Origin of the sequence: Bacillus cereus group sp. BfR-BA-01349, assembly GCF_022663795.1 — a bacterium.
Lineage (GTDB): Bacteria > Bacillota > Bacilli > Bacillales > Bacillaceae_G > Bacillus_A > Bacillus_A cereus.
Genome location: NZ_JAKUGE010000019.1, coordinates 75,677 through 94,122, shown reverse-complemented (window position 1 = coordinate 94,122; position 18,446 = coordinate 75,677). Strand labels below are relative to the sequence as shown.

Below are 18,446 nucleotides of genomic sequence, written 5' to 3'. Positions count from 1 at the left end.
CTGCTTTTATTTTATCTTTTGAAGAAAATTTAGCCATAAAAAATGCACCTCCAATTGTTAGTTATGTGTCTAACAATTGGGGTGCACTTCAGGGGAACGCGGTCGTTTTTTTATATCATTGTTATAATTTCAAGTAAAGTTCCATCAATATCAAAGAAAATCATATTACAATCTCCTTAACTACTTAGCGCTTTCTGCAAGCTCATATCCTCTTACAAACAATAAAGTCATATAAGAAACAATAAATGAGAAGATGCTGTACATGCCAACCCAAAAGAAAAATTTTGGAGTAAAGGCGATAACACCTATTATTAAAAAACTAGCAAACGTTACAATCGGCATTACGTAATACGTTTTCGTCTTGCGCGTTCCAATAACAGAAACGATAAAGATAAGTAATGGACAAATTAATAAGACGAAAATCAATTCATTCATAGGTATGTCCCCTTTTCTAATTGCAGTAATCTGTTTCTCGTAAACGTTTTGAAATAATTACTCTCCTAATATAATTTCGCTAAGTAATAACGAATCCCTCTTGAAAACTGATAATTCATGATGAATTTTACAAGCAAAAAACGTAAGCAAGAGAACACTTGCTTACGTTATAGGATAAACATCGCAACGATCGTGGTGACAATTAAACCGATAACAACCGGTAAAAAGTTTCGGCGTGCAAGTTCAAATGGATCGACTTTACAAATCGCAGCAGCAGGAATAAGTGCCCAAGGAATTAACGTCCCGCCCCCGGTCCATATAGCTGCAATTTGCCCGAGTGCTGTTAATGTAGCTGTTCCATGGCCAAGTGCTGTTCCAAAAAGATTGGCAATGGAACCAGCAAGTGATATACCTGAAAAACCTGATCCATCTAAGCCGGTAATGACACCAACGATGGTTAATGTCCCTGCCGATACATATTGATTTAAAGGAACAGTTTGAGATAAAGCGATGCCTAAGTCGTTAATGATTCCGTGTGAACCTTTCGGTAAATAGTCCCCGATAATTTTTACAAATCCACTATCTCCTAAATAAAAGAGTGCAGCGATAGGAATAACTGGTCCGAAAATTTTAAAGCCAAATTGGAGCCCTTCTATGAAATAATCGGTCGTTTTATTCAGTCCATTTCCTTTGTAGGCGATGAGGGAAATGATGATAATCATAATAACAGTCGTTCCGCCGATAAGTGCAGTTGCGTCGCTTCCTTGTAATTTAAATTGAATCATGCAAAGGATATCAATGATATATATGATAGGGATACAAATAGCGAGCCATTTTTTTATGCGAGGAGATAATGAAGTGAGCGTTTTAGAAGACTCAGTTGATGGAATAGCTTCTTGTATAGATAAGCCTGTATGAAACTCTTTTCGTAAGAAGAAAAAAGCGACAGAAGTTGTCACAATGCCCATAACGATAACGAGTGGAACAGTTGCAGATACGATGCTGGAAACAGGGAGACCAGCCGCGTCTGCAGTTAATTTCGGTGCACCTTGAATAACGAAGTCTCCTGATAAGGCGATGCCGTGTCCAAATAAGTTCATAGCAATTGCAACCCCAATTGGAGGAAGGCCGACACGTACAGCAACCGGTAATAAAATAGCTCCCATTAAGGCGACAGCTGGAGAAGGCCAAAAGAAGAAAGAAATGGTCATCATTAAAAGGCCGATAATCCAGTAGGCGAGTGTAGGTGTACGAATCATTTTTGTAAATGGTGAAATCATCGTATCATTTATGCCAGTATGAACGAGTAAATTGCTCATTGATACGATAATGGAGATGATTAATATAGTTGGTAATAGCTCAGTAATGGCGTAAATGAAACTTTGAAAAATTCCGCTAATGGCAAGAGGGATAGAACTCGTTGCAGTTAATGCTAATAAAAAGATAAAAACGATACAAATGATAGTCGTATCTTTTCGGAGAATAAAAAAGGTAATAATAGTGAGTAAACAAATAATGTAGAGAGCGTGTAATAGCGTTAATTCAACTCCCATAACATTCACATCCTTTAGGCATTCGTGTAGTGTATTGTATGAAAGCGGTGAAAGTATGTGAGTATAGGAAAAAGAAAAAATAAAATTTCATGTACTGTAATGATAAGAATAAAAAATGGATGATACAATACAATTAATCCTAAAAATGGGATTTGAGGAGAAGGGGGAATGGGGGAGTACGAATGAGAGAAAAAATAGGATATTATGGTGTGCTAGTTTGTTTACTATTATCAGTTATTTCAGGACAATTTCTTAACAGTGAATGGGTACCAGTTATATTATGTATAGGAGTATTGATTTTTGCTCCTATGTATCGCTGGAATGAATGGAAAGCATATAGTCGAAAAAAGAAAATGGTTTTCAGCATCGAATTTGTCATTATAATCAGCACAATTCCGGTTTTGTTATGGAATGGAAAGGAAATGAGATAATAGATGGAATTGTAATGTTTCAAGGGTGGTTGTTTATTGCGAAAATGCTATATTTAATATGCATTTTAATGTTGGTAGTGGTAGTCACTAAAATAGTAAACGAAAAGCTATTCGTTAATGAATAAAAGGAAATGCCACCTTATTCGGTGGCATTTTTTTCTATGATTTCAACAAGGAATAACAATTAGTTCCCGATTTGATTTTGTAATAACTTCATATCCGTCTTTCGTGATAACGATATCATCTTCAATTCTACAGCCGCCCCAGTTTGGTATGTAAATACCAGGTTCAACGGTAACGACCATACCTTCTTCTAAAGTAGCTTTACTTTCTTGGGATAAGCGAAGAGGTTCATGTATTTCTAACCCAAGACCATGACCAGTAGAGTGTCCAAAATATTGACCATATCCATGCTCAGTAATGTAATCTCTCGTTATATCATCGATACTTTTCGCAGTTTCTCCAGGCTTAATCGCTTCAGTCCCACGTTTTAACGCTTCTCGTACAACATTGTATATTTTTTTGAATTCTTCCGATGGTTCCCCGATTGCTACAGTACGTGTTATATCGGAACAATATCCGTCGTAAAGTGCACCGAAGTCTAATGTAACGATATCGCCTCGTTCGATTATTTTATTTGATGCAACTCCATGGGGAAGTGAAGAACGAACGCCTGAAGCTACAATGATTTGGAAGGAAGAAGATGTAGCCCCTTTTTTTCGCATGAAAAATTCTAATTCATCTCGAACGTCAGTCTCGCTTATTCCAGGCTTTAGAAATGTAACAATATGGTGAAATGCTTGATCAGCGATCGTAGCTGCGATTTTCATTGTTTCTATTTCAGATGTGTCTTTAATAAGGCGAATATTTTCAATGATCTCACATACTGGAACCATTTCTGTATGTATATATTTTTGTAGTTTCTTAAATTGTTGCAAAGTCATATTATTGTCTTCTATACCAAGTTTTTGAATGTTTAATTTTGATACTTGATTTGCAACTTCTTCTTCTAAATTTCCTTTATGCATAATAATTTCTGCTGCTTTTATTTCCGTTTTTGCTTGATCTACGTAACGGAAATCGGTAATAAAAATAGCTTTATGCGCAGAAATTAAGACAACGCCTGCGCTACCTGTAAAGCTTGTTGCGTATTGACGGTTTTCTTTCTTTGTAATAAGTAACCCGTCGATTCCGTAATTATGTAGTTGTTTTTGGATGTTAGTTATTCTTATATTCATTTTAATTCCTCCTTTTTACATTAATAAAGCAAGAATTGTGCCAATATATTTATTTAGAATAAAAGAGAAGAGGGTAGCTGTGTGTCAAAAAAACTAGACGGATGTAAAATAAATATATATAAAATTTTTACAGTAAGTTTTTATGTGAATGAACAATAATGTAAACTTGCAAACAAAATCTTTTTAATTTAAATATTATATTTTTTGTATAAATAAATTAAAAAATTGGTATAATAAGGGATTGTTACGTTTTTTTGTAGGTAAAGAGATGTAACGAAAAAATTGGGTTAAGGAATGTGAATGTATGAAGAAATTAAGTAAAGTAATGTCATTTTGTTTGGCCGCTAGTATGCTTGTTATAACGGGGTGTGAAACAAGTGAAAACAAAGTTCAAGTGAATAAAATGATTGACCAGCTTGATGAAGCGCCAGAAGTGACAGAAAAAGAAGCAAAAAAGATTGTAAGAAAGAATGTAGATGGAATAGCAAACGCGTTTAGTGAGATGGAAAAAGAAAATGGATGGAGCCGAAATAGTCCTGGGGATTTAGAGACAGTTAAAAAAGGAGTTAAGGGATTAGTTTCAGAAAAGTTTGTAGAGAATCAGCTTCCTGAATTGCTTAATAACTTTAATAGATCGAGAGAGACTGATATGTTACCATTCCCAAATTATTTTCAATCTGAAATAAGATTTTCTTCTTCACAAGATAAAGAAAATTTAACGGTACATACAGTAAGTTTAGAAGATGAAATAGGTCGTGCGGCCCAAGAATGGGAATTTCATTTGGTGTATAAAGAAGGGGAATGGTTAATGGATAAATGGTCATTCGTTTTTCCTGAAGATTTAAAACTTACAAAAGAAGAAGCAAATAGAATTTTACAAATGCCAGACGATAAGAATGTGTCATTTGTAAGTGAAGAAAATAGTGGCGATAAGAAATATATATTCAAAGATAGTAACGGATTAATTACTGTAAATGCGAAAACATCTCTTATTTCATACAATGTAGATGAAAATAGGTATGAAAAAGTAACGAAAGAAAGAAATATTCAAGAAACAGAACAAGTACAGAGAAAGGATTCCAGTGCGTATACAGGCTCAAAAGACGAGAAACAATCGCAAAAAGAATCTTCTTCAAAGATAGATAGAGCAAATGTTTTAAGCGAATTAGCTGCTATAGATAAACAAGAAAAACATACGAATGCTATGTCAACCAATGATATAGTAAATGAAATAGAAGGAAATTATGAACTGTGGGATAATAAACTAAATGAAATTTACAGTACATTAAAAAGTACGATGTCAGCTGATGCGTTCCAGTCGTTAAAAACGAAACAAATTGCGTGGGTTAAAGAAAAAGAAAGTAAAGTTAAAGCAATTGGTACTGATACAAATAACGGAACGATGAGGCGTATCGAAGCCTCAGAAGAGAAATATAAGATGACAAAAGCAAGGTGTTATGAATTAGTAAATGGGTATATGAATTAGTGTGAACGAATATAAAAAAATGCGTTGCTTATAAGCAACGCATTTTTTTATTTACGCTTTTAATTTCATTACAATATCAACATCTGGTGTTACATATACGGTTTGCTGATTGTCGTACGTAACAAAACCAAGTTTTGCACCACTCGGTTTTTTGACATGGCGTATTTTGGTGAAATCAACAGGTACAGAGCTAGACTCTTTCGCTTTACTGTAATAGGCAGCAATTTTGGCAGCTTCTAGTAAAGTTTCTTCAGCAGGCTCTAAAGAACGAATGACAACGTGAGAGCCAGGTATGTCTTTCGTATGTAACCAAATTTCATCACGGCGGGCAAACTTCGTTGTTAAATAATCATTTTGTTTATTGTTTTTACCAACGAAAATCTCTGTGCCATCACTTGCTACATATTTATCTAATACTGGTTTAGTAGTCTTTTTCTTTGCGTTTTTCGTTTTACGATTGCGCACATAACCTTCTTCAGCTAATTCCTCACGAATTTCTTCAATATCTTTTGAAGAAGCAGCTTCCATTTGTTGAAGTAAGCTATCAAAATAAAGAATTTCTTCATTTGTTTTTTCGATTTGTTCTTCTACAACAACAACTGAATTTTTTGCTTTTTGATACTTTTGGAAATAGCGTTGTGCATTTTCAGATGGTGTTTTTAAAGGATCTAATGTAATTTTTACAGTTCCACCATTCTCATCGTAATAATTAACGACCTCAATATCTTTATCGCCCTTTTTTAAAGCGTACATATTGGCTGTAAGTAGCTCTCCAAATAGTTGATATTTATCTGCTTTTCCAGCATCTTGCAGTGTTTTTTCGAGTTTAATGAGTTTTTTCTCGTTTTTATTTTTTTCGTTTTGCATAAAGCGTTCTAAATCATGAGCTTGTTGTTTTACACGATCACGTTCTGCTTTGCCAAAGAAGAAACGATCTAACAATTCGCTCACTGATGAGAATGTTTTTTCTTCTCCTTGCAAGTGTGTAAGAGGGAAAAGATAAAAGAATTCTTTTCCCTTTGCAGTAATCATTGTAGGTGTATATGCATGAGATAGTAATGGTGTTTGTATAGAGAAAAATGCTTCTGATAATGCTTTCTCGTTTACCATACCGGCTTTCTTTACTACTTCTTTTGCAAATAATGGGGATATTCCCATGAAAGCACCGACGAGTTGTTTATCCATATTTCCAGATAGAAAGTCTAGCGGTCTAATAAAATCATCTGCAGTTTCAATTTGCAGATGATTGATTTTATGTTGGGCTGGTGGCGCGACGTACTCAGCACCAGCATATACAGTTCGGTGACGGTTTACGGCTAATGAAACGTGTTTTAAGCTATCTAAAATCACGTTTGTTTTCGTATCTAATAAGATAATGTTACTATGTCGTCCCATTATTTCAATTACTAATGTTTTTAATGATTCGGCTCCGATTTCATTACGACTGCGAACTGTAATTTGAATAATGCGTTCTAAGTCGATTTGTTCAATTTTTTCAATAAATCCACCTTCTAAATGTTTGCGAAGAAGCATACAGAACATCGGCGGTATTGCTGGCGAATCGTAGTTTTGATTCGTTAAGTGCATACGCGCATATGTAGGATGAGATGAAAGAATTAGTTTTTGGTTCTTTCCATTCGCTCGAATATGTAATAAAATCTCGTATTTTGAAGGTTGATATATTTTGGAAATTCTTCCTGTGTAAAGAGAATTTTCAATTTCATGTGTAATCGCTCTTGTAAATAATCCATCGAATGCCATAAATGAACACTCCTTTCTAACTAAATGTTAATTATAGCATTTTTTTGGACGAGGCTGAATAAGCTTTCAATAGAGTATGTCTGGAATCAGGAGGTCGATAGCAGGATGAACTGGTATGGAATGCGAGCACATGAAGTGGAAGAAAGAACGAATACGAATGTAAAGGTTGGACTTACAGAGAAAGAAGCAGAAGGGCGAGTAAAGAAATTTGGTACTAATGAATTAGAAGAAGCAAAAAGGCCTTCTGCACTAATGGTATTTTTAGCACAGTTTAAAGATTTCATGGTACTCGTTTTGTTTGGAGCAACAATTGTTTCTGCGTTTTTAGGTGAATACATTGATTCTATTGCTATGGTTGCCATTGTTATTATCAATGGTATTCTCGGCTTTTTTCAAGAAAGAAAAGCTGAAAAATCATTGGAAGCTTTAAAGGAACTAGCCGCTCCGCAAGTTACTGTAATGCGGAATGGAAAGTGGGTAAAAGCACCATCTAAAGCACTTGTTTTAGGGGATATTATTAAGTTTTCCAGTGGTGATCGTATTGGGGCTGATGTGCGTCTTGTTGAGGCATCAAGTTTATATATTGAAGAGTCTGCTTTGACAGGGGAGTCCGTACCTGTACAAAAGAAGGTAGAAGCATTGCAAGGGCAAGATGTTGCAATTGGGGATCAAAAAAATATGGCTTTTATGGGGACAATGATTACGCGAGGATCTGGTACAGGAGTTGTTGTAGCAACTGGTATGAATACAGCGATGGGGCAAATTGCAAATATGTTGCAAAATGCAGAGCAAATGGAAACGCCACTGCAAAGAAGGTTAGAACAGCTCGGAAAAATATTAATTATTGTAGCTCTTATTTTGACAGCGCTCGTTGTATTGGCTGGTGTGTATCAAGGGAATGAAGTATATCATATGTTTTTAGCTGGCGTATCGCTAGCTGTTGCGGCTATTCCAGAAGGATTGCCAGCAATTGTTACAGTAGCTTTATCACTTGGTGTACAGCGTATGATAAAAAAGAGAGCAATTGTAAGGAAGTTACCGGCCGTAGAAACGTTAGGCTGCGCTTCTGTTATATGCTCTGATAAAACGGGAACAATGACGCAAAACAAAATGATGGTAACACATATGTGGTCAGGCGGAGAATTGTGGAAAGTGACAGGGCAAGGATATGAACCTAATGGCTCTTTTATGAAAGGTGAAAAAGAAGTGAATCCAGCTAAGACAAAATCACTTTATCAGCTACTTACATTTGGTTCACTATGTAACAATGCAAATATTATTCAAAAGAAAAAGGCGTACGTATTAGATGGAGATCCGACAGAGGGAGCGCTTGTAGCTGCAGCAATGAAAGCCGGGATAACACGTGAGGCATTAAAAGGGAAATTTGAAATTATTCGTGAATTCCCCTTTGATTCAACTCGAAAAATGATGAGTGTTATTGTACGAGATCGAGAGGGGAAAAAGTTTATTGTTACGAAAGGAGCACCGGATGTTCTTTTGCAACTGAGTCAAACAATCTTATGGGGGGATAAGCAGCAGCCGTTAAGTGAGCTATATAGAAAAGAAGTACAGGCGGCTATTCATAGCTTAGGTAGTCAAGCGCTTCGAACAATTGCAGTTGCGTTTAAACCTTTAAAAGTCACGGATTCTATTGAACATGAAAGAGACGTTGAAAAAGATTTTATGTTGGTTGGAATACAAGGTATGATTGACCCGCCAAGGCCAGAAGTGGCGCAGGCGGTAAAAGAGTGTAAAGAAGCTGGTATTCGAACAGTAATGATTACAGGTGATCATAAAGTGACAGCAATGGCGATTGCTGAACAATTAGGAGTTTTACCACCAGATGGACGCGTTGTTGAAGGAGTAGAACTCGCGAATATGGATGTGGAGGAATTAGAAAATGTTGTAGAAGATACGTATGTATTCGCTCGTGTATCACCTGAGCATAAATTGAAAATTGTTAAGGCACTGCAAAATCAAGGACATATAGTAGCGATGACAGGTGATGGAGTGAACGATGCTCCAGCGATAAAAACAGCGGATATTGGGATAGCGATGGGAATTACAGGGACAGATGTTGCGAAAGAAGCCTCTTCACTTGTTTTACTAGACGATAATTTTGCTACAATTAAATCAGCAATTAAAGAAGGAAGAAATATATATGAGAACATACGTAAGTTCATTCGCTACTTATTGGCGTCAAATGTTGGAGAAATTTTAGTTATGTTATTTGCGATGTTACTTGCATTACCACTGCCGATGGTTCCTATTCAAATTTTATGGGTGAACTTAGTTACTGATGGTTTACCAGCGATGGCATTAGGTTTGGATAAGGCTGAAGGAGATGTGATGAAGAGAACACCGCGTCACCCGAAAGAAGGGGTATTCGCTAGAGGGCTTGCGTGGAAAATAATAAGTCGAGGGTTTTTAATTGGGGCAGTGACGTTAGTGGCGTTTATTATTGCGTATAACCAACATCCAAATGAACTGAAATATGCACAAACTGTAGCGTTCGCGACGTTGGTACTTGCTCAGCTTATTCATGTATTTGATTGTCGTAGTGAGCATTCTGTCTTTCACCGTAATCCATTTGGGAACGTGTATTTAGTAGGAGCGGTTATTATTTCGTTACTACTCATGCTAGTGGTTATATATTATCCACCGTTACAACCAATCTTTAGCACAATGCCGATACAAGCAAGAGATTGGTTATTAATTGGAGGTTTGTCATCAATTCCGACTTTCTTACTAGTAGGTTCTTTATTAACAGGGAAAAAGGCTAAGAAGAAAAAGCCGATATTATATAAGAAGGGATTAAACTTGAAATAGTCAATGTTATGAAAATGTGATATAATTTACAGAAGGTAGTAGAGCCTTGTCTCTATTACCTTTTTCATTGAGTTATTTTATGGCTTGGATGTGATAAAAATGATTTCTAGTATGACAGGGTTTGGAAGATCGAAAGTAGAAAGTGATACTTTTCAAATTACAGTAGAAATGAAATCGGTGAACCACCGTTTTTTAGAGATGAGTATTCGACTTCCTAAGCAAATGATGGTATTTGAGGACAAAATTCGTAAAATAATTGCACAGCAAGTTCGACGTGGACGCATTGAAGTGTCTATTAGTATAGCGGGTGAAGGACTTGTTGAAAGAAAATTAAGTGTGAATTGGTCACTTCTTGAGCAGTACCAATCGATGATGGAAGATATAAAAGGGAAATTTCAATTACAAGATTCTATTACACTTCAGCAATTAATGGCAATGCCAGAAGTAACAGCAATTGAAGAAATAGAAAATGTAAATGAACATTTTGAGAACAGTTTATATGAGGCTGTTCGTCAAGCTGCTCATATGTTGAAAACGATGAGAGATGGCGAAGGAGAACGATTACATAAAGATATAGCGTATCGTTTACAAGAGATTAGCAATTGTGTAAATGCAATTATTCCACATGCACCAATTGTTACACAAAAATATCGTGAACGATTAGAAAATCGCTTAAAAGAATTACATAATCAAGGTCTAGATGAACAAAGATTGCTAACAGAAGTCGCAATCTTTGCAGAGCGTTGTGATATTCATGAAGAGTTAGTTCGTTTGCAAAGTCATTTAGAGCAATTTCGTGAAACATTGCAGATTGAAGAGCCTGTTGGAAGGAAAATGGATTTCATCGTGCAAGAGATGCATAGAGAAATTAATACGATTGGTTCTAAGGCAAATGACTTAACAATTTCAAAATATGTTGTAGAAATGAAAAATAACCTTGAAAAAATTCGTGAACAAGTACAAAATATTGAGTAGCTTTCAAAAAATATATAAAGTTATACGTGGTGGAGAAATCGGATAGACTTACTAGGAGGCGCAAACTATGGCCATGCGGTTTTTAAATATTGGATACGGAAATATTGTATCTGCTCATCGAATTATTGCTATTGTAAGTCCGGAGTCAGCTCCTATTAAACGAACAGTACAAGAAGCACGCGAACATAATGCTTTGCTTGATGCTACGTATGGGAGAAAAACAAGGGCGGTTATTGTTATGGATGATGGGCATGTTGTATTAAGTCCAATTCAACCAGAGACGATTGCACATCGTTTGAATAATAAAGAAGATTTAAGTGAGGAAGGGTAGGTTTTACATATTTATGAGAAGTAGAAGAGGATTGCTCATCGTTCTTTCAGGGCCTTCTGGGGTTGGAAAAGGGACGGTTCGTAAAGAGCTGTTTAGCCATGAGGATACACGTTTTCAGTACTCTATTTCAGTAACGACACGTAAGCCGCGTGAAGGTGAAGTAGATGGTGTGGATTATTTCTTTAAAGAAAGAGAAGAATTCGAGGAAATGATTCGTAATGAAAAATTACTTGAGTGGGCTGAGTTCGTAGGTAATTATTACGGAACACCGATTGACTATGTTGAAAAAACATTACAAGAAGGAAAAGATGTATTCTTAGAAATTGAAGTGCAAGGAGCAATTCAAGTTAAGAAAGCTTTCCCAGAAGGTGTATTTATTTTCTTAGCACCTCCAAGTTTATCTGAACTAAAAAGCCGTATTGTCGGACGTGGTACAGAGACTGAAGATGTTATTGAAAATCGTTTAACTGTAGCGAAAGAAGAAATCGAGATGATGGACGCTTACGACTATGTAGTAGAAAACGATCAAGTTGAATTAGCTTGTGATAGAATTAAAGCAATTGTGGTTGGCGAACATTGCCGCCGCGAAAGGGTAGCAAAATATTATAAAGAAATGACGGAGGGTCTATAATTATGTTAAATCCATCAATTGACTCATTACTACAAAAAATCGATTCTAAGTACACATTAGTAACAGTAGCTGCAAAACGCGCGCGTGAAATGCAACTTGCTAATAACTGTGTTGTAGAAAAACCTGTTTCTCATAAATGTGTAGGTAAAGCATTAGAAGAAATCGATGCAGAAGCATTAAGCTACGTACCAAGTGAAGATAAAGTAGCTGAATAAGCCTTTGCCTTCGACAAAATAAAACATAGACTTTATAATTTTCTATGTAACGGTAACAACCTATTTACAAGTAGGTTGTTATTTTTTTACGAAAGGAATGAAATATTGGTACTGACGAGCTGAGAATTCTATTTCAGTATTATAAGTTTGAAAAAGAAAGAGGACGAGTCATATGCTAAAAGGGAAAAAGATACTTCTATGTGTAACAGGAGGCATTGCGGTTTTTAAAGCAGCTGCGTTAACGAGTAAATTGACACAATCTGGTGCGATTGTAAAAGTAATGATGAGTGAGTCGGCAATGAAGTTTGTTACGCCTCTTACATTCCAAGCGCTTTCTCGCCATGATGTATATACGGATACATTTGATGAGAAAGACTCAGCTGTTATTGCTCATATTGATGTAGCAGATTGGGCGGATGTTGTACTTGTCGCACCTGCTACTGCCAATTGTATTGGAAAGTTAGCTGGTGGTATTGCAGATGATATGATTACAACTACTTTGTTAGCTACTACAGCTCCGGTATGGATTGCGCCTGCTATGAATGTGCATATGTATGAAAATAAAATAGTTCAAAAAAATATGATGACATTGAAAACGCTAGGATATACATTTATTGAGCCTGGGGAAGGCTTTTTAGCATGTGGATATGTAGCGAAGGGACGACTAGAAGAACCTGAAGCAATTATCGCACGGTTAGAGGAAGCTTTCTCAGAACACAAACCATTGCAGGGCAAAAGAATATTAATAACTGCTGGCCCAACACGTGAAAAGGTTGATCCAGTTCGTTTTATGACAAATTTTTCTTCTGGAAAAATGGGGTATGCGATTGCGGAAGTGGCAGCGAATTTAGGCGCTGATGTTATACTCGTTTCAGGACCGACAGCATTAAATCCACCGTTACATGTAACGACAGTGCAAGTGGAATCTGCACAAGATATGTTAGAAGTGGTTCTTCAACATTATCAAAACGTAGACGTTGTCATTAAAACAGCAGCAGTTGCAGATTATCGTCCGAAATATGTTCATGAGAATAAAATGAAAAAGCAAAATGGTGATGCTGTCATTGAACTTGAAAGAACGGTGGATATTTTAAAAACGTTAGGTCAGAAAAAGGATAAACAGTTACTTATCGGTTTTGCTGCTGAAACGACAAATGTAGAGGAATATGCAACGAAAAAACTACGTGAGAAAAATGCAGATATGATTGTCGCGAATGATGTAAAAGCGCAAGGAGCTGGATTTGGCACGGATACGAATATTGTAACAATGTATAGAAAAGATGGAAAAGTTATTGAGTTGCCACTTTTAATGAAAAAAGAGGTAGCTCGTGAAATATTGAAGCAAATTGAAATGATGTTAGAAGATGATCGTTTATGAAATTTGCAAGTGTCATTGTTGATGTACCTGCCCGTCAGACAGATCGACCATTTGATTACATTATCCCTAAAAAATGGGAAGATATTGTACAGACAGGAATGCGTGTAGTAGTTCCGTTTGGCCCAAGAAAATTGCAAGGTTTTATTATTGGGATTAAAGATTCGGTGGATGTAGAAAGTAAGAAGTTAAAGACAATCCATGAAATATTAGATGTAACACCGGTTTTAAATGATGAATTATTAAAGCTTGGATATTGGCTTACAAGTGAAACGTTATGCTACATGATTTCAGCTTTTCAAGTGATGCTTCCAACTGCGATAAAAGCAACGTATAAAAAACGTCTACAACTTTGTAAACAGGAAGAAATAGCACCTGAAATACTATATTTATTTCAGGATAAAGAAGCAATTGATTTTGAAGTAATCGAGCAACAGCCACATTTATACCGAGCTATTCAACAAGAAATTAAAAATGGTACGGTTGAAGTCGTTTATCAAGTGAAAGATAAAGTACAAAAGAAGAAGCAAAGAGTGGTTCAGCCGGAGTTGCCAGAAGATAAATTGGAATTAGCGGCATTTGAACTGAAAAGTAAAAAACAACAAGATGTACTTTATTATTTTGTGGAAAATTATAAAAGTGCACCGTTGAAAGTAATTACAGAAGAGTTACAAATAACAGATGCTCCAATAAAAGCACTTGTTAAAAAGGGATTCATTTCAGGAAAGTATGTGGAAGTATACCGAAATCCGTATGACGATGATGATTTTGAACAAACAAAACCATTTCCACTTACGGAGGAACAAAAACAAGTTATTACACCGATTTTATCATCAATTACAAATGAAACTTATAATCCATTTTTACTATATGGTGTTACAGGAAGTGGAAAGACAGAAGTATATTTACAATCTATAGCAGCAGTGCTCAAGAAAGGAAAAGAAGCTATCGTTCTTGTTCCTGAAATTGCACTAACGCCCCAAATGGTGGATCGTTTTAAAGGTAGGTTTGGCTCACAAGTTGCAGTTCTTCATAGTGCGTTGTCTGTTGGAGAAAAGTATGACGAGTGGCGTAAGATTTTAAGAAAAGAAGTGAAAGTTGTAGTTGGTGCGCGTTCAGCTGTTTTTGCGCCTTTTGAGAATTTAGGGATTATTATTATTGATGAAGAGCATGAATCAAGTTACAAACAAGAAGATAATCCGAGGTATCATGCAAGAGATGTAGCTGTCTGGAGAGGACAATATCATAAATGTCCTATCGTTCTTGGTAGTGCGACACCAACACTTGAATCGTTTGCAAGGGCGAAAAAAGGTGTTTATGAACTATTAACAATGGAAAAACGTATGAATGAACAAGCTTTACCAACGGTAGAGATTGTTGACATGCGAGAAGAACTTCGTGACGGGAATCGATCAATGTTTTCTAAGGCGCTGCATGAAAAAATAGCAGATCGATTAGAAAAGAAAGAACAAATGGTACTCTTTTTAAATAGAAGAGGTCATTCTACATTTGTTATGTGCCGTGATTGTGGGTATGTTGTTCAATGTCCGCATTGTGATATTTCATTGACATATCATAAAATGAATCATCGTTTAAAATGTCATTATTGTAGTTACGAAGAGAATATGCCAACTGAGTGTCCAGCTTGTCAAAGTACATACATTCGTTTCTTTGGTACAGGTACACAAAAGGTAGAAGAAGAAATTACAAAACTATTTCCAGAGGCACGAGTCATTCGAATGGATGTAGATACGACAAGTCGAAAAGGAATGCATGAAAAATTATTAAAGGCGTTCGGGGAAGAAAAAGCAGATATATTACTCGGAACACAAATGATTGCTAAAGGATTAGATTTTCCGAAAGTAACGCTCGTTGGGGTTTTAACTGCAGATACGATGCTTCACTTACCTGATTTTCGGGCGAGTGAAAAGACATATCAGCTATTGACGCAAGTAAGTGGACGAGCAGGTAGACATGAATTGCCAGGGGAAGTTGTGATTCAAACGTATACGCCAGAACATTACAGTATAGAGTTAGCGAAGAACCAACAATATGATGTGTTTTTTGACCAAGAAATGCAAATGAGACGAACAAGACAATATCCCCCATATTACTATGTTGTACTCGTAACTGTATCTCATCCTGAATTATTAAAAGCGGTACAAGTGACGGAAAAAATTGCCTCGTATTTACGAACGCATTGCTCACAGCAAACAATGGTGCTAGGACCAGTTGCTTCAGCGATTCCAAGGATAAAAGATAGATATCGTTATCAATGCATGATAAAATACAAACGGGAACCAAACTTAAAGAACGTGCTCAAAATGGTAAATGAACATTATCAAGCAGAAATGCAAAAAGAGCTACAAATCTCAATTGATTTTAATCCAACAATGTTAATGTAGCGGAGGGAAATATGGCAGTTTTAGAAATAATAAAGCATCCAAATGAAGTGTTAGAAACACCATCCGAAAGAGTAATTAACTTTGATAAAAAGTTAGTGAAATTGTTGAAAGATATGCATGAAACAATGTTAATTGCGGACGGAGTCGGTTTAGCTGCGCCTCAAGTAGGTGTAAGCTTGCAAGTAGCGGTTGTTGATGTCGCTGATGATACTGGGAAAATCGAGTTAATCAATCCATCAATATTAGAAAAACGTGGTGAACAAGTAGGTCCCGAAGTCTGTTTAAGCTTCCCGGGACTTTATGGTGAAGTAGAACGTGCCGATTATATTAAAGTAAGAGCACAAAATCGCCGTGGGAAAGTATTCTTATTAGAAGCGGAAGGATTTTTAGCGCGTGCAATTCAACATGAAATCGATCATTTACACGGTGTTTTATTTACATCGAAAGTGACAAGATATTATGAAGAAAACGAACTAGAATAGGTGTTAAAAGGAGCGGTTTTTAAATGATAAAAGTAGTGTTTATGGGAACACCGGACTTTTCAGTGCCGGTGCTTCGTCGTCTTATTGAAGATGGCTATGAGGTAGTAGGTGTTGTGACGCAACCTGATCGTCCAGTAGGTAGAAAAAAAGTATTAACACCTACACCTGTTAAAGTTGAAGCGGAAAAACATGGTATCCCTGTGTTACAGCCGTTAAAAATTCGTGAAAAAGATGAATATGAAAAAGTATTGGCATTAGAGCCAGATTTAATTGTAACAGCTGCATTTGGGCAGATTGTACCAAATGAAATTTTAGAAGCACCGAAGTATGGATGTATTAATGTTCACGCTTCTTTACTTCCTGAACTTCGTGGTGGTGCACCAATTCATTATGCAATTATGGAAGGTAAAGAAAAAACAGGTATTACAATTATGTATATGGTAGAAAAATTGGATGCTGGTGATATCTTAACGCAAGTGGAAGTTGAAATTGAAGAGCGTGAAACGACAGGCTCATTATTTGATAAATTAAGTGAAGCAGGAGCACACCTTCTATCTAAAACAGTACCTTTATTAATCCAAGGTAAGTTAGAACCGATTAAACAAAACGAAGAAGAAGTAACGTTTGCGTACAATATAAAACGTGAGCAAGAGAAAATTGATTGGACAAAAACAGGTGAAGAAGTATACAATCACATTCGCGGATTGAATCCATGGCCAGTTGCTTATACAACTTTAGCAGGACAAGTTGTTAAAGTATGGTGGGGAGAAAAAGTGCCTATAACTGAACCGGCTGAAGCAGGTACAATTGTTGCAATCGAAGAAGATGGTTTTGTTGTAGCAACGAGTAATGAAACAGGTGTTAAAATTACTGAATTGCAACCTTCTGGTAAAAAGCGTATGAGTTGTTCACAATTTTTACGTGGAACAAAACCTGAAATTGGAACGAAGTTAGGAGAAAATGCATGAGACAAAATGTTCGTGAATTAGCTCTTGATGGTTTAATTCAAGTGGAAAAAAGTGGTGCATATAGCAACTTACTTTTAAATAATCTAATTGAAAAAAGTGCAATTGATAGAAAAGATATTGGTTTATTAACTGAAATTGTATATGGAACGATTCAACGTCGTGACACATTAGATTATTATTTACAGCCTTTTCTAAAAAAGAAGGTTGAGGCGTGGGTAAGAGTATTGCTTCGCTTATCTTTATATCAAATGATTTATTTAGACCGAGTGCCAGAAAGAGCGGCTATTCATGAAGCGGTTGAGATTGCAAAGCGTCGCGGGCATAAAGGAATTGCTGGTATGGTGAACGGTGTATTACGTTCGATTCAGAGAGAAGGTGTACCTTCTGTAGATGAAATCAAGGATCCAGTAGAACGTCTTGCAATTACAACAAGTCATCCAGTTTGGCTTGTCCAAGAGTGGACTTCAGAATACGGTTTAGAAACTGCAGAAAAAATGTGCGAAGTAAACATGTTACCACCTGTACCAACAGCGCGTGTGAATGTTGATAAGGTAACGGTAGAAGAAGCGATTGAGTTGTTGGCAAGTGAAGGTATAGAAGCAAAACGTGGTGACTTATCAGATGATGCAATTCAGATTGAAAGAGGAAATGTAGCGCATACAGAAGCGTTTAAAAAAGGATTTCTTTCTATTCAAGATGAAAGTTCTATGCTTGTAGCACGCGCTTTAGAACCGAATACGGGAGATGCAGTTCTTGATAGTTGTGCTGCTCCAGGCGGAAAAACAACGCATATCGCGGAACGATTAAAGGGAACTGGTAAGGTCATGTCCCTTGATTTACATGCACACAAAGTACGTTTAATTAAACAGCAAGCAGAGCGACTTGGTCTAGAAAATGTCGAAACTAAAGCGCTAGATGCTAGAAAAGTGCAAGAACACTTTGCGAATGAAACGTTTGATAAAATATTGGTAGATGCACCGTGTTCTGGATTTGGTGTAATTAGACGTAAACCTGATATTAAGTTAGGAAAAGATAAAGGCGATAGTGAAAGATTATCGACGATTCAAATTGCAATACTAGAAAAAATAGCACCATTATTAAAACAAGGCGGTCGTCTTGTTTATAGTACGTGCACAATTGAGAAAATAGAAAATGAACAAGTAATAGAGAAATTTTTACAAGAACATCCTGAATTTGAATGGGATACTACGCTTAAAGAGCGTATGCCAGAAAAATTAACTCCGTATATTGATGAAGGTCAAGTACAAATTTTACCGCATTATTTTGCGACGGATGGCTTTTATATTGCTTGTTTAAGGAAGAAGGTGTAG

General features: G+C 36.3%; 15 protein-coding genes and 1 pseudogene. 12 read left to right on the top strand and 4 right to left on the bottom strand.

All coding sequences use genetic code 11. From position 1 onward, the window contains the following. Positions 1 to 180 precede the first annotated feature (180 nt). Positions 181 to 435, bottom strand: coding sequence for a YbeF family protein (locus MR169_RS12850; protein ID WP_001003933.1), 255 nt, complete (start codon positions 433 to 435; stop codon positions 181 to 183). A 167-nt stretch (positions 436 to 602) separates the two neighbouring features. Continuing rightward, positions 603 to 1,988: a hypothetical protein gene (locus MR169_RS12845; RefSeq protein WP_242319489.1), complete on the bottom strand. Its 1,386-nt coding sequence runs from the start codon at positions 1,986 to 1,988 to the stop codon at positions 603 to 605. A gap of 182 nt (positions 1,989 to 2,170) precedes the next feature. Between MR169_RS12845 and MR169_RS12840 the strand changes: the two are divergent. Next, positions 2,171 to 2,544: pseudogene (locus tag MR169_RS12840) on the top strand (YoqO family protein). Positions 2,545 to 2,586: 42 nt separating this feature from the next. On the opposite strand, the gene MR169_RS12835 reads toward MR169_RS12840, so the two are convergent. Then, positions 2,587 to 3,657: a M24 family metallopeptidase gene (locus tag MR169_RS12835; RefSeq protein WP_001026211.1), complete on the bottom strand. Its 1,071-nt coding sequence runs from the start codon at positions 3,655 to 3,657 to the stop codon at positions 2,587 to 2,589. Between the two features lie 304 nt (positions 3,658 to 3,961). On the opposite strand from MR169_RS12835, the gene MR169_RS12830 reads away from it, so the two are divergent. Continuing rightward, positions 3,962 to 5,143, top strand: a complete 1,182-nt coding sequence (locus MR169_RS12830) for a lysozyme inhibitor LprI family protein (RefSeq protein WP_242319488.1) — start codon at positions 3,962 to 3,964, stop codon at positions 5,141 to 5,143. Positions 5,144 to 5,194: 51 nt separating this feature from the next. Here the strand turns inward: MR169_RS12830 and MR169_RS12825 are convergent, their stop codons facing one another. Next, positions 5,195 to 6,904 carry an Rqc2 family fibronectin-binding protein gene (locus MR169_RS12825; RefSeq protein ID WP_242319487.1) on the bottom strand — a complete coding sequence of 570 codons (1,710 nt, stop codon included), beginning with the start codon at positions 6,902 to 6,904 and terminating at the stop codon, positions 5,195 to 5,197. 105 nt (positions 6,905 to 7,009) lie between these two features. Between MR169_RS12825 and MR169_RS12820 the strand changes: the two genes are divergently transcribed. From MR169_RS12820 to rsmB, 10 genes are all read left to right on the top strand, one after another. Then, positions 7,010 to 9,733 carry a calcium-translocating P-type ATPase, SERCA-type gene (locus MR169_RS12820; protein WP_242319486.1) on the top strand — a complete coding sequence of 908 codons (2,724 nt, stop codon included), beginning with the start codon at positions 7,010 to 7,012 and terminating at the stop codon, positions 9,731 to 9,733. Between the two features lie 99 nt (positions 9,734 to 9,832). Then, positions 9,833 to 10,708, top strand: coding sequence for a YicC/YloC family endoribonuclease (locus MR169_RS12815; protein ID WP_242319485.1), 876 nt, complete (start codon positions 9,833 to 9,835; stop codon positions 10,706 to 10,708). 67 nt (positions 10,709 to 10,775) lie between these two features. Then, positions 10,776 to 11,039, top strand: coding sequence for an extracellular matrix/biofilm regulator RemA (gene remA / locus MR169_RS12810; RefSeq protein WP_001251456.1), 264 nt, complete (start codon positions 10,776 to 10,778; stop codon positions 11,037 to 11,039). Between the two features lie 13 nt (positions 11,040 to 11,052). Next, positions 11,053 to 11,670: a guanylate kinase gene (gmk, locus tag MR169_RS12805; RefSeq protein WP_001257741.1), complete on the top strand. Its 618-nt coding sequence runs from the start codon at positions 11,053 to 11,055 to the stop codon at positions 11,668 to 11,670. 2 nt (positions 11,671 to 11,672) lie between these two features. Beyond that, positions 11,673 to 11,885, top strand: a complete 213-nt coding sequence (gene rpoZ / locus MR169_RS12800; protein WP_000933960.1) for a DNA-directed RNA polymerase subunit omega — start codon at positions 11,673 to 11,675, stop codon at positions 11,883 to 11,885. 172 nt (positions 11,886 to 12,057) lie between these two features. Continuing rightward, positions 12,058 to 13,263 carry a bifunctional phosphopantothenoylcysteine decarboxylase/phosphopantothenate--cysteine ligase CoaBC gene (gene coaBC / locus MR169_RS12795; RefSeq protein WP_000911761.1) on the top strand — a complete coding sequence of 402 codons (1,206 nt, stop codon included), beginning with the start codon at positions 12,058 to 12,060 and terminating at the stop codon, positions 13,261 to 13,263. Next, positions 13,260 to 15,665, top strand: a complete 2,406-nt coding sequence (gene priA / locus MR169_RS12790; protein ID WP_242319484.1) for a primosomal protein N' — start codon at positions 13,260 to 13,262, stop codon at positions 15,663 to 15,665. The genes coaBC and priA overlap by 4 nt, the downstream gene beginning before the upstream one ends. An 11-nt stretch (positions 15,666 to 15,676) precedes the next feature. Further along, a complete protein-coding gene (def, locus tag MR169_RS12785) occupies positions 15,677 to 16,147 on the top strand; it encodes a peptide deformylase (RefSeq protein ID WP_242319483.1) in 471 nt (156 codons plus the stop codon). Positions 16,148 to 16,170: 23 nt separating this feature from the next. Beyond that, positions 16,171 to 17,115, top strand: a complete 945-nt coding sequence (gene fmt, locus MR169_RS12780; protein ID WP_000598804.1) for a methionyl-tRNA formyltransferase — start codon at positions 16,171 to 16,173, stop codon at positions 17,113 to 17,115. Continuing rightward, positions 17,112 to 18,446, top strand: a complete 1,335-nt coding sequence (gene rsmB / locus MR169_RS12775; RefSeq protein ID WP_001249666.1) for a 16S rRNA (cytosine(967)-C(5))-methyltransferase RsmB — start codon at positions 17,112 to 17,114, stop codon at positions 18,444 to 18,446. Before fmt ends, rsmB begins: the two co-directional genes overlap by 4 nt.

Excerpts from the sequence above, each read along its gene's own strand:
- MR169_RS12850 (WP_001003933.1), bottom strand. The coding sequence starts at position 435 with ATGAATGAATTGATTTTCGTCTTATTAATTTGTCCATTACTTATCTTT.
- MR169_RS12845 (WP_242319489.1), bottom strand. The coding sequence starts at position 1,988 with ATGGGAGTTGAATTAACGCTATTACACGCTCTCTACATTATTTGTTTA.
- MR169_RS12825 (WP_242319487.1), bottom strand. The coding sequence starts at position 6,904 with ATGGCATTCGATGGATTATTTACAAGAGCGATTACACATGAAATTGAA.
- def (WP_242319483.1), top strand. The coding sequence starts at position 15,677 with ATGGCAGTTTTAGAAATAATAAAGCATCCAAATGAAGTGTTAGAAACA.
- remA (WP_001251456.1), top strand. The coding sequence starts at position 10,776 with ATGGCCATGCGGTTTTTAAATATTGGATACGGAAATATTGTATCTGCT.
- rsmB (WP_001249666.1), top strand. The coding sequence starts at position 17,112 with ATGAGACAAAATGTTCGTGAATTAGCTCTTGATGGTTTAATTCAAGTG.
- coaBC (WP_000911761.1), top strand. The coding sequence starts at position 12,058 with ATGCTAAAAGGGAAAAAGATACTTCTATGTGTAACAGGAGGCATTGCG.
- priA (WP_242319484.1), top strand. The coding sequence starts at position 13,260 with ATGAAATTTGCAAGTGTCATTGTTGATGTACCTGCCCGTCAGACAGAT.
- gmk (WP_001257741.1), top strand. The coding sequence starts at position 11,053 with ATGAGAAGTAGAAGAGGATTGCTCATCGTTCTTTCAGGGCCTTCTGGG.
- rpoZ (WP_000933960.1), top strand. The coding sequence starts at position 11,673 with ATGTTAAATCCATCAATTGACTCATTACTACAAAAAATCGATTCTAAG.
- fmt (WP_000598804.1), top strand. The coding sequence starts at position 16,171 with ATGATAAAAGTAGTGTTTATGGGAACACCGGACTTTTCAGTGCCGGTG.
- MR169_RS12835 (WP_001026211.1), bottom strand. The coding sequence starts at position 3,657 with ATGAATATAAGAATAACTAACATCCAAAAACAACTACATAATTACGGA.
- MR169_RS12820 (WP_242319486.1), top strand. The coding sequence starts at position 7,010 with ATGAACTGGTATGGAATGCGAGCACATGAAGTGGAAGAAAGAACGAAT.
- MR169_RS12830 (WP_242319488.1), top strand. The coding sequence starts at position 3,962 with ATGAAGAAATTAAGTAAAGTAATGTCATTTTGTTTGGCCGCTAGTATG.
- MR169_RS12815 (WP_242319485.1), top strand. The coding sequence starts at position 9,833 with ATGATTTCTAGTATGACAGGGTTTGGAAGATCGAAAGTAGAAAGTGAT.